This is a genomic window from Phenylobacterium sp. (genome assembly GCF_024508875.1).
Classification (GTDB): Bacteria; Pseudomonadota; Alphaproteobacteria; order Caulobacterales; family Caulobacteraceae; genus Phenylobacterium.
In genome coordinates, this window is sequence record NZ_JANINU010000048.1 from 1 (window position 1) to 10,750 (window position 10,750).

At 69.0% G+C, this 10,750-nt stretch carries 10 protein-coding genes; 4 read left to right on the forward strand and 6 right to left on the reverse strand.

Features of this window, described 5'->3' with window-relative positions:
- The 6 genes from Q0L11_RS04990 to Q0L11_RS05015 form a co-directional block, all read right to left on the reverse strand.
- Positions 1-1,153: urease subunit alpha (locus Q0L11_RS04990; RefSeq protein WP_296595793.1), on the reverse strand; the 1,153-nt coding region annotated here is incomplete at its 3' end.
- The gene (locus Q0L11_RS04995; RefSeq protein WP_296595794.1) at positions 1,153-1,458 is read right to left on the reverse strand and encodes an urease subunit beta; all 306 of its coding nucleotides are present in this window, start codon (positions 1,456-1,458) and stop codon (positions 1,153-1,155) included. The genes Q0L11_RS04995 and Q0L11_RS04990, both read right to left, overlap by 1 nt.
- Positions 1,455-1,685, reverse strand: coding sequence for a hypothetical protein (locus Q0L11_RS05000; protein WP_296595797.1), 231 nt, complete (start codon positions 1,683-1,685; stop codon positions 1,455-1,457). The genes Q0L11_RS04995 and Q0L11_RS05000 overlap by 4 nt, the downstream gene beginning before the upstream one ends.
- 8 nt (positions 1,686-1,693) lie before the next feature.
- Positions 1,694-1,996 (reverse strand): urease subunit gamma, encoded by a 303-nt coding sequence (locus tag Q0L11_RS05005; protein WP_296595799.1) that lies wholly within the window; start codon positions 1,994-1,996, stop codon positions 1,694-1,696.
- A complete protein-coding gene (locus Q0L11_RS05010; RefSeq protein WP_296595801.1) occupies positions 1,997-2,821 on the reverse strand; it encodes an urease accessory protein UreD in 825 nt (274 codons plus the stop codon).
- A gap of 59 nt (positions 2,822-2,880) precedes the next feature.
- Positions 2,881-3,300 (reverse strand): nuclear transport factor 2 family protein, encoded by a 420-nt coding sequence (locus Q0L11_RS05015; protein ID WP_296595802.1) that lies wholly within the window; start codon positions 3,298-3,300, stop codon positions 2,881-2,883.
- A 182-nt stretch (positions 3,301-3,482) separates the two neighbouring features.
- Between Q0L11_RS05015 and Q0L11_RS05020 the strand changes: the two genes are divergently transcribed.
- From Q0L11_RS05020 to Q0L11_RS05035, 4 genes are all read left to right on the forward strand, one after another.
- The gene (locus tag Q0L11_RS05020; protein WP_296595803.1) at positions 3,483-4,739 is read left to right on the forward strand and encodes a GTP cyclohydrolase II; all 1,257 of its coding nucleotides are present in this window, start codon (positions 3,483-3,485) and stop codon (positions 4,737-4,739) included.
- Positions 4,740-4,922: 183 nt separating this feature from the next.
- Entirely contained in the window at positions 4,923-6,098 is a 1,176-nt protein-coding gene (locus Q0L11_RS05025; RefSeq protein ID WP_296595804.1) for a URC4/urg3 family protein, read from the forward strand.
- 12 nt (positions 6,099-6,110) lie between these two features.
- Positions 6,111-6,740 carry a uracil phosphoribosyltransferase gene (gene upp / locus Q0L11_RS05030; RefSeq protein WP_296595805.1) on the forward strand — a complete coding sequence of 210 codons (630 nt, stop codon included), beginning with the start codon at positions 6,111-6,113 and terminating at the stop codon, positions 6,738-6,740.
- 174 nt (positions 6,741-6,914) lie between these two features.
- Positions 6,915-10,271 (forward strand): TonB-dependent receptor, encoded by a 3,357-nt coding sequence (locus Q0L11_RS05035; protein WP_296595807.1) that lies wholly within the window; start codon positions 6,915-6,917, stop codon positions 10,269-10,271.
- Positions 10,272-10,750 lie beyond the last annotated feature (479 nt).

Consider the following 10,750-nt stretch of genomic DNA (forward strand, 5'->3'; position numbering starts at 1 on the left):
GCTTCTTCATCTTGTCGGCGGTCTGCCAGGTGCGGATCAGCACCTCGCCCACGCGCCCCATCGCCTGGCTGTCGGACGAGATGATCGAGAGCGCGCCCAGGTCGTGCAGGATGTCCTCCGCCGCGATGGTCTCCTTGCGGATGCGGCTCTCGGCGAAGGCGATGTCCTCGGGGATCGACGGGTCCAAGTGGTGGCAGACCATCAGCATGTCGAGATGCTCGGCCAGGGTGTTCTTCGTGTAGGGCCGCGTCGGGTTGGTAGACGACGGGATCACGTTCGGCAGGCCGGCGACCTTCAGGATGTCGGGCGCGTGTCCGCCGCCGGCGCCCTCGGTGTGGAAGGCGTGGATCGTGCGCCCGCCGATGGCCGTGATCGTGTCCTCCACGAAGCCGCTCTCGTTGAGGGTGTCGGTGTGGATCATCGCCTGGACGTCGAGGTCGTCGCAGACCGACAGGCAGCAGTCGATGGCCGCGGGCGTGGTGCCCCAGTCCTCGTGGAGCTTCAGCGCGCAGGCCCCCGCCGCGATCTGCTCCACCAGCGCCTCGGGCAGGCTGGCGTTGCCCTTGCCGGCGAAGGCCAAGTTCATCGGAAACGCCTCGGCCGCCTCGATCATCCGCTGCAGGTGCCAGGCCCCCGGCGTGCAGGTCGTGGCGTTGGTGCCGGTGGCTGGGCCCGTCCCGCCGCCCAGCATGGTGGTGACGCCGCTCATCAGCGCCTCCTCGATCTGCTGCGGACAGATGAAGTGGATGTGGGCGTCCATGGCCCCGGCCGTCACGATCTTGCCTTCGCCGGCGATGATTTCGGTCGCCGGGCCTATCACGATGTCGACGCCCGGCTGCACGTCGGGATTGCCCGCTTTGCCGATGGCCAGGATGCGCCCGTCGCGCAGGCCCACGTCGGCCTTCACGATGCCCCAGTGGTCGACGATCAAGGCGTTGGTGATGACGGTGTCGGCGGTCCCGGAGGCGCGTGTCGCCTGGCCCTGGCCCATGCCGTCGCGGATCACCTTGCCGCCGCCGAACTTCACCTCCTCGCCATAGGTGGTGAGGTCCTTCTCCACCTCGACGAACAGCTCGGTGTCGGCCAGCCGCACGAGGTCCCCGACCGTGGGGCCGAACATGTCGGCGTAGGCGGCGCGGCTGATCTTGGCCATCAGAGCTTGCCCATCACGTCCTGGCGGAAGCCGTGCACCGTCCGCGCGCCGCCGAACGGCACGAGGTCCACCTCACGCTCCTGCCCGGGCTCGAAGCGCACGGCGGTCCCGGCGGCGATGTCCAGCCGCTGACCGCGCGCCGCCGCCCGGTCGAACCGCAGCGCCGGGTTGGTCTCGAAGAAGTGGTAGTGGCTGCCCACCTGGATCGGCCGGTCACCGGTGTTGGCCACGCGCAGTGTCGTAACCGCCAGGCCGGCGTTCAGCTCGATCTCGCCGTCGGCGGGGATGATCTCGCCCGGGATCACTTGCGCGCCTTCGCCCGGCGCCAGCTCCAGCCGGCAACCACCGCCAGCACCACCAGCGCGGCGAAGGCGATCTGGTGGTCCGGCTCGCTCACCAGGTGCCGCAGCGCCTGCATCAGCGCCATCTGCTCGTGATGCCCTTCGTGGGCCGAGGCGGGCAGAGCGGCGACGACCGTCGCGGCAAGCCCCGCGACCGTTGGGATGATCTTGTTCCATGTCTTGCGTTGCATGGCGCTCCTCAGCGGATGGGATGGTGGACGGTCACCAGCTTGGTGCCGTCCGGAAAGGTGGCCTCGACCTGGACGTCGTGGATCATCTCGGCGATCCCCTCCATCACCTGGGCGCGGGTGATGACATGCGCGCCGGCCTCCATCAGCTCGGCGACCGGGCGGCCATCGCGCGCCCCCTCGACCACGAAGTCGGTGATCAGGGCGATGGCTTCGGGGTGGTTCAGCTTCACGCCACGCGCCAGCCGCTTGCGCGCCACCTCGGCGGCCATGGCGACCAGCAGCTTGTCCTTCTCGCGCGGGGTCAGGTTCATTCAGGTTCTCCAGACCCGGGGCAGGGGCTGTCCGTCGCGCAGCACCTCCAGCGCGGACAACAGCGCGTGGCGCAGCGCGAAGCCGTCGGTGGCGACCATCCGGGCGAACAGCTTGCCGTCGAACGCGCTGGCCCCGCCGGCCGCGCCCAGCGCCGCGCGCAGCGGGGCTACGAACCGTCCCGCCTCGTCGTCGATCAGCAGGATCGAGGCGAAGGCCCGCGCGCCTGCTAGCACAGGCGCCGCCGCGCCCGCCTCGCCGATGGCCTCGTCCAGCCTCAGCTCGTCGGCGAAAACGAGCCGTCCCTCCCGCCGCACGCGCCAGCGGTCCCGCAGCAGGCCGTGGCGCACCGTTTCGCCCATGGCTGTGCGGCCCAGGACGGCGGCCTCCACCGCCAGCAGCCGCGCGCCCGGCGCTAGGTCGGCCTCCAGCCGCCGCGACAGCGCCCCGCCGTCGAACAGGATCGTCTCCTGCGGCAGCCAGTCCAGCCGCGCCCCTTTGCCCGCCGTCAGGAATGTCCGCACCTCGGCCACGCCGTCGCGGGCGCGATAGACCTTCTCGCAGGCCTGGGTGGTCAGCGTAAGCGCTGCCCCGTCGCCGGCTTCGGCGCGCCATTCCAGGCGATCGCCGCCGGTCAGTCCGCCCGACGAGTTGATCAGGACGGCTTCCAGGTCGCCGCCCCGCGGCAGGCGGATCTTCCCGCACCCGTCCTGGTAGAGCGTGGCCAGCCGGCTGCGCCCGTCCTCGGCCGCCACCGCGATCCGCCCAGCGCCCCGCGCACGCTGCAGCGTCGGCAGTTCCGGCAGAGAGGCGGGCCCCTGGATCACCGGTTCACCCTCGCGGGGTTCGCAAGACTGTCCAGACAAGCTTGCAGAGCGATGTTACGTCAACCGTGGGCGCCCGCTTTTTGAGCAGGCGGCTCAGCGCCCGGCGGCGTGCCTCCGGTGTGGGCGTAGGTCTTGTTGGTGATCTGCCAACGCCCGCCGATCCGGGCCACCGAGAAGTAGTCCACGAAGTCGCAGCCCATGTAGTCGGTCTCGACCAGCACAGCGACGCCGGCGTCCCCGACGATGTCGATGGTGCGCACGTCGGCCTGGTAGTTCGGCCCCGCCATTCCGGGCTGCCGCTCGATCATCCGGAAGAAGTCGGTGATCGGGATGTAGGTCTCCACTGGCCCGATGTGGCCCATCATCCGCGCCTCCGGATGGAAGGCTTCCTTCAGCTTGGCGACGTCGCCGTTCGCGCCCTCGACATAGAGCTGGATGAGCTCGCGGACTTCGGCCAGGTCGTTCAGGTGCGTTTCCATGGATATTCTCTCGTCCGGCGCCCATGCGGCGCCCACGAGCGACCTACGTCAAGGCGCAGCTTCCGGCTGCATTTCGGAGTTCCTTGCCAAGTCGGCGAACTGGGATCAGTCTCTCCGCTCAAAGGCCCTGCGCCGGCGAACCCGGCGACAGGGCCTTTTCGACTCTGGAGGTTCGTTCGCACATGTCCGGCAACAGGACATCGCATATCCGTCTGACCTCGCACCCCGGCGCGGGCGCGACCAGCCGCTTCCCGATTCATTGGGACGCCCCGACCGCCCGCGAGCGTGGTCCGGTGATCGCCACCGCCAACGCCGGGACCGACCGCAACGCCATTGGCGCGCACGGCGGCGCCTATTCCGTCTACCGCGCGCTGGCCGTCGCCTCGGGCGCCATGGACCCGATGGTCCGGCCCGAACTGGTCAACACGCACCCTGTCGTGCCCGTCGGGCCGCATCCCCAGTGGAGCGAGCCCGGCAAGATCGTCTCGCTCGATCCCTGGGGCGCGCGCATCGCCGAGGACTTCGCCCCCGAGATCGCCGAGGGCGTCGACATCCGCCCGACCATCGCAGTGACCAAGGCCCGCCTGACCCTGCCCGAGATCGCCGAGGCTATGCGCGCCGGCCGCCTCAAGGCCGACGGCCAAGTGCTGCACGAGAGCGGCGATATCGCCGTGACCAAGGCCGCCATCGATCCGGTTTGGCATCTACCCGGCGTGGCGTCCCGCTTCGGCGTCGATGAGCAGACGCTGCGCCGCACGCTCTTCGAACAGACGGGCGGCATGTATCCCGAGCTTGTGACCCGGCCGGACATGAGCGTCTTCCTGCCCCCGATCGGCGGGATCACGCTCTACATCTTCGGCGACGCCACGAAGCTCGGCGACCGCTCGGTCCCGCTCACCTGCCGCGTCCACGACGAGTGCAACGGCTCCGACGTGTTCGGCTCCGACATCTGCACCTGCCGGCCCTATCTCACGCACGGCATCGAGGAGGCCACGCGCCAAGCCCAGGCCGGCGGCACGGGGCTTATCGTCTACAACCGCAAGGAAGGCCGGGCCCTGGGCGAGGTGACCAAGTTCCTGGTCTACAACGCCAGGAAGCGCCAGCCCGGCGGCGACCAGGCGGCGACCTACTTCGAGCGCACCGAATGCGTCGCAGGGGTCCAAGACGCCCGTTTCCAGCAACTTATGCCCGACATCATCCACTGGCTCGGCATCCGCCGGATCGACCGCTTCGTCTCCATGTCCAACATGAAGTACGACGCCCTGGTCGGCGGCGGCGTCGAGATCGGCGAACGCGTGCCGATCCCCGACGAACTGGTCCCGCCCGACGCCAGCGTGGAGATGGAGGCCAAGAAGGCCGCCGGCTACTTCACGCCCGAAGGCGCGCCGTCGGCCGAAGACCTCAAGAAGACCGTCGGCCGCGACCTGAAGGAATTCTGAGTTCGTGCGCCGCGCTATAGCTTCCCTTCTCCCCTTGCGGGAGAAGGTGGCCTGCGCAGCAGGTCGGATGAGGGGTCTCTCAGGCCCCTCGGATACCCGAAGCGCTCCGATCGCGGCGCGCCCCCTCATCCGTCAGCCTTCGGCTGACACCTTCTCCCGCAAGGGGAGAAGGCAATGGTTTGAATGCTCTTGACCGTTTCCGACGAGAAGACCGCCCGATCGCTGCTCACGGCCGCCGCTGTCCGTGATCGCGCGCACGAGATGCTGGCCCTCGCCGAGGCCGGGGGCCTGGCCGAGTGGCGTCTCGACCTGGCCAGGCTGGACGCTGCCGCCGACCTCACCGCCGAGACCGTGCGGCTGAATTATCCGGACCTGAACATCCCGTTTCACGCCCGCTGGCGGCACTTCACGGCCGAGGGTCGCGACCTGTGGGCCGAGCTGGACAAGCCGTCCGACCCGGCCGCCCTGGGCCGCGCGGCGTTCGACCTCGTCATCCCCTCGGTGCTGCTCGACGCGGGCGCAGGTCCGGCCTGGCGCTATCGCGACGCGGCCACCGGCGCCACGCTCTCCCGGTCCGAGGGCCTGGGCGTGGCCTCGCTCAGGCTCTTCGAGTCCGGCGCGCTGTCAGCGGACCCCGCCGATCCCCTGCGCGCCGACGCCCTGCCGAAGGTCGAGGCCGCCACGATCGCCGAGGCCTTCCAGGTCACCGACGACAACCCGCTGGTCGGCCTGGAGGGCCGCGCCGCCCTGCTGCGCCGTCTTGGCGACGCTGTGGGCCGGCCCGGCGCGTTGTTCGACATCATGTGCCGGCATGCCGAGGACGGCCGCCTGCGCGCGCCGGTGATCCTCGAGGTGCTGCTGCAGGCCCTGGGTCCGATCTGGCCGGGCCGTCTCAGCCTGGGCGGCGTGCCCCTTGGCGACTGCTGGACCCACCCGGCCGTCGCCGGCTACGTGCCCCTGCACAAGCTCTCCCAGTGGATGAGCTATTCGCTGATCGAGCCGCTGGAGGCCTCGGGCGTCCAGGTGACTGACGTCGATGGCCTGACCGGCCTGGCCGAATACCGGAACGGCGGCCTCTTCGTGGACACCGGCGTGCTGGTCCTGAAGGATCCGGAGGACGCGGGCAGGGGCCATGCCGTCGACAGCCCGCTGGTCGTGAGCTGGCGCTCGCTCACCGTGGCCTTGCTCGACCGGCTCGCGCCCCTGGTCCGCGAGCGGCTGGGCGTATCGGCCGAGGCCTTCCCGCTGGCGCGGGTGCTGGAGGGCGGCTCTTGGGCCGCGGGCCGGCGGATCGCGAAGCAGAAGCGGGCCGACGGCGGCCCGCCCATCGCCGTCATCAGCGACGGCACGGTTTTCTAGGGGGAGCGCGACATGCAGGGCGTCACCGTCGTCGACCATCCGCTGGTTCAGCACAAGCTCACCCTCATGCGGAGGAAGGACACCTCCACCAAGAGCTTCCGCGAGCTGCTGCGCGAGATCGGCGCGCTGCTCTGCTACGAGGTCACGCGCGACCTGCCGCTGGAGACCGTCGAGATCGAGACGCCGCTCATGACGATGCAGGCGCCCCAGTTGGTCGGCAAGAAGCTGGTCTTCGCCCCGGTCCTGCGCTCGGGGATGGGGATGCTGGACGGGATGCTGGAGCTGGCCCCGGCGGCTCGCGTCGCCCACATCGGGCTCTACCGCGACCCGGCGACGCTCAATTGCATAGAGTACTACTTCAAGGCGCCGGCCGACATCGCCGAGCGGCTGGTCGTTGTGATCGACCCGATGCTGGCCACCGGCAACACCGCCATCGCCGCCGTCGACCGCCTGCTGGAAGCCGGCGCCCGGGAGGTCCGCCTGGCCTGCCTGCTGGCCTCGCCCGAGGGCGTATCCAAGTTCCACGGCCACCATCCCGGCGTGCGCCTGTGGACCGCAGCAATCGACGAAAGACTCAACGATCACGGCTACATCCTGCCCGGCCTGGGCGACGCCGGAGACCGGATGTACGGCACCCGCTGAGCCCTGCTTTCTGACCGTTTTCACGGCGGTCAGCGCCTATCCGCGCGGCATTTGCGACCGTGCGTTTGTGACAAACCATGTCGCGCCGTTTTGGCGTCGCCGTCGCATATCGTTGGTAATTGAATTCTCCGGTTGGGCCTCCGTTCACGGCGGCCGGGGCTTTGGGGAAATTCGATGAGTCTGAAGAGACTGGCCGCGGGTGCGGCCCTGACGGTGCTGGCCGCCGCGGCCACGAGCGCGGCCTATGCGCAGGAGACGACCTCGGCGGTCCACGGCGTGGTGACGGCGGGCGGGGCGCCCGTGGCCAACGCGTCTGTCACCTTGGTCCACAAGCCGTCCGGGACGCGCGCGGTCACCTCGACCGAATCCACCGGCACGTTCGACCTGCGCGGCCTGCGTATCGGCGGCCCCTACACGGTGACCATCGTCGCCCCCGGCCAGCCGCAGAAGGTGCTGAACGACATCTTCCTCGAAGTCTCCAAGACCGGCGAGATCGATATCGACCTGGCCGAGGTCCAGGAACTGGTGGTCACCGGCACGGTGCGCGCCCAGGACCAGGGTCCGTCCACCACCCTGACCTCGCAGGAGATCGCCACGGTCGTGTCGGTCAGCCGCGACCCGCGCGACCTCGCGCGCCGCGACATCCTCGTGGCCCAGGACCTGTCGAACGGCCGCTCGGGCACCAACGGCGGCGGCATCTCGATCGCCGGCTCCAACCCGCGCTTCAACCGCATCGCGGTGGACGGCGTGGCGGCGCAGGACAACTTCGGCCTGGCCCAGGGCGGCCTGACCACGGCCCGCGGCCCCGTCACGCTGGACGCCATCGAGCAGTTCGCCATCGCCGCGGTGCCCACCGACGTCGAGAACGGCGACTTCGTCGGCGGCGCGTTCAACATCGTGCTGAAGTCGGGCACGAACGACTTCCACGGCACGGCCTTCATCAACTACCTGAACGAGGGCCTGGTCGGCACCCACATCAGCGGCCTGAAGGTCAAGCAGGTCATCACCCAGGACAACTACGGCGGCTTCTTCTCTGGCCCGCTGTGGCGCGACAAGCTGTTCTTCGCGGTGTCGTATGAGACCTACAAGACGCTGGACGCCACTCAGTTCGGCGTCGCCGGTGGGAGCGCGCCGAACAGCTTCGTGAACCTGTCCCAGGCCACGATCGACAGCGTCGTCAACACCTTCAACAACACCTACGCCGCCAAGTACGACCTGGGCGGGGTGGGCGGCTTCCAGCCCGTCACCGACAAGAAGTACTCGGCCAAGCTGGACTGGAACATCAGCGACCAGCACCGCGCCAGCCTGACCTACCGCTACGCCAAGTCGACCTCGATCCAGCGGACCGACCTGTCCTCGACCACGGCCTCGCTGTTCTCCCACTGGTACCAGCAGCTCAACAAGGACACGGCGGTCACCGCCGAGGTCCACTCGAACTGGACCGACCGCTTCTCGACCACCCTCAAGGCGACGTACCGCGACTACCGCAACGGCCAGAACCCGCCCGGCGGCCAGAACTTCGCCGACATCGCGGTCTGCACGGCGCCCAATTCCGACGGCACGCTGACGAGCTGCGCCTCGGGCTTCTCGCAGGTGCGCTTCGGGCCCGACCAGTTCCGCCACGCCAACGCGCTGGACGAGCAGGAGACGCGCTACCAAGCGCTGGCCGAATACTCGTTCCAGAACCATCGCTTCAAGGCGGGGATCCAGGCCCGCAAGGCCGACGTGTTCGACGTGTTCGTGCCGCAGTCGCACGGGGTCTACTACTTCGACTCCCTCGCCGATTTCGCCGCCGGCCGCGCCAGCCGCCTGCAGTACCAGAACGCCCTCACCGGCAATCCGAACGATGCGGCATTCGACAGCACCTACTGGACGTACTCGGGCTTCCTGCAGGACACGATGCAGGTCACCGACGAGCTGACGGTCGCCGCCGGCGTCCGCCTCGAGACCTACGACCAGCCCGACAGCCCGACGTTCAACCCGAACTTCAAGGCCCGCAACGGCTACGCCAACACCAAGACGATCGACGGCGAATGGATCGTCATGCCGCGCGTCTCGGTCGACTGGAAGCCGATGGGCGGGCTGAAGATCAGCGGCGGCGGCGGCCTCTTCGCCGGCGGCACGCCGGACGTGCTGACCGGCACGCCGTTCTACAACAACGGCTACGAGACCAGCGCCATCGATATCCAGCGCACGGCCACGGGCTTCGTCGAGGCCAACAATACCGGCGGCTTCACCCAGGCCATCGGCTCGGCCGCACTCGACAACCTGCGGACCAGCTCGACGGTGTTCGTGACCCCCTCGAACCAGGTCGTCGCGCTGCAGCAGGGCACGCTGCCGGGCGCCAGCGGCATCCCGCCGCTCGCCCCGGTGTTCGCCCTGTCGCCCGGCTTCCGGATGCCCGGCCAGTGGAAGGCGTTCCTCTCGGGCACGTGGGATCTGCCGGACCTGTGGGGCGGCGTCACCGACGGCGTGCGCCTGACCGCCGACCTCGTCGTCACCCAGCAGGACAACGAGATCAGCTACTACGACAGCCGCGCCCAGCCGCTGATCGTGAACGGCGCCCAGCAGTTCCTGCCCGACGGGCGGATCCGCTACGACGGGCTGGCCGCGGCCACGCCCGGCAAGTCCTCGTCCAACCTGGGCGGCAACAACGACATCATCGTCACCAACAAGGACCAGGGCGACGCCTGGACCGCGGGCGTGACGGTCTCCAAGCGCTGGGACTGGGGCCTCGACGCCTCGTTCGGCTATGCGCGGCAGAACTCGGACGACCTGGGCCCGGGGCTGTTCTTCGGCACGACGGCGGGTTCCCTCTACAACACCGTCCCGGCCTTCATGGACCCGAACAGCGACTACAAGGGCCGCTCGGTCTACGAGATCAAGAACCGCTACAAGCTGACCCTGGGCTACGCCCACAAGTTCTTCGGCGACAACGAGACCCGCATCTCGCTCTTCGGCGAGCACCAGGAGGGTCGCCCGTTCGGCTTCTCGATGCAGGACCGCAACTCGGGCCGCAGCCCGGTGTTCGGCGTCACGAAGACCGCCCAGGCCCTCTATGTGCCGGACTTCGCGGCCGGCCCGACGGGGGGCAATCCGCTGCGCTACGGCTTCGTCACCTTCGCCACGGCGAACGACCTGAACCTGTTCCGCAGCTACGTGGAGAACTTCAACATCCCGACCGGGCTGGTGAAGAAGTACACCAACACCAACCCGCCGATTAACCGCGTGGACCTGCAGGTCAGCCAGGAGCTGCCGACGCTGATCGACGGCCACAAGCTGAAGGTCCAGTTCGACATCCGCAACGTGCTGAACCTGGTCAACAAGGACTGGGGCCTGGTCAGCGAATATTCGGATGTGAACCGCCTGGTCAGCGTCGACTGCGCGGACGCGAACGGGGTCGCGGTGGCCACCAACAGCGCCACCTGCGTGGGCTACCGCTACTCGAACGTGCCCACCACGGTGACCAAGCAGCGCAATACCGCGCTGTCGCTCTGGTACATGCAGATCAGCCTTCGCTACCAGTTCTAGGGAGCGCGAACGGGCTTTGCTGCGGTTTGAGGCGCCCGGGGTCGATCTTGCTTCGATCCTGGGCGTCCACCGGCAAATCCCCCTCAGGACACCGGTGTCCGCTGTCCCTGGGTGAGCCTCCGCCGCAGATTGGCCTTGCCCTCTCGGGGCGTTCTCCTTCCTCGAACTCCAGGGCCGCGCCAAAAGCGCGGCCCTTTTTCGTGAGCGTGCGGGGAGGGGCGCGCGTTCGCGCCGTCCGGGTGGGACGGTTTTTAGAGGGTGGGGGTGTGACCCCCTCCGCCTTCGGCGCCTCCCCCTCCGAGCCGCAAGGCGGCTCGGCCCCCCTCGCTTCGCGATCCACCCCCAGAGGGGGTGGAATGGGGAGGAATTAGATCTGTTCTAGATGCTCCCCCGTTGGGGGAGCTCGCGGAGCGAGAGGGGGTGGCTAGCCCGAGCTTCGCCACTTGGGATCGTCGGGGTCGTCGCAGGTGTCGGCGAGG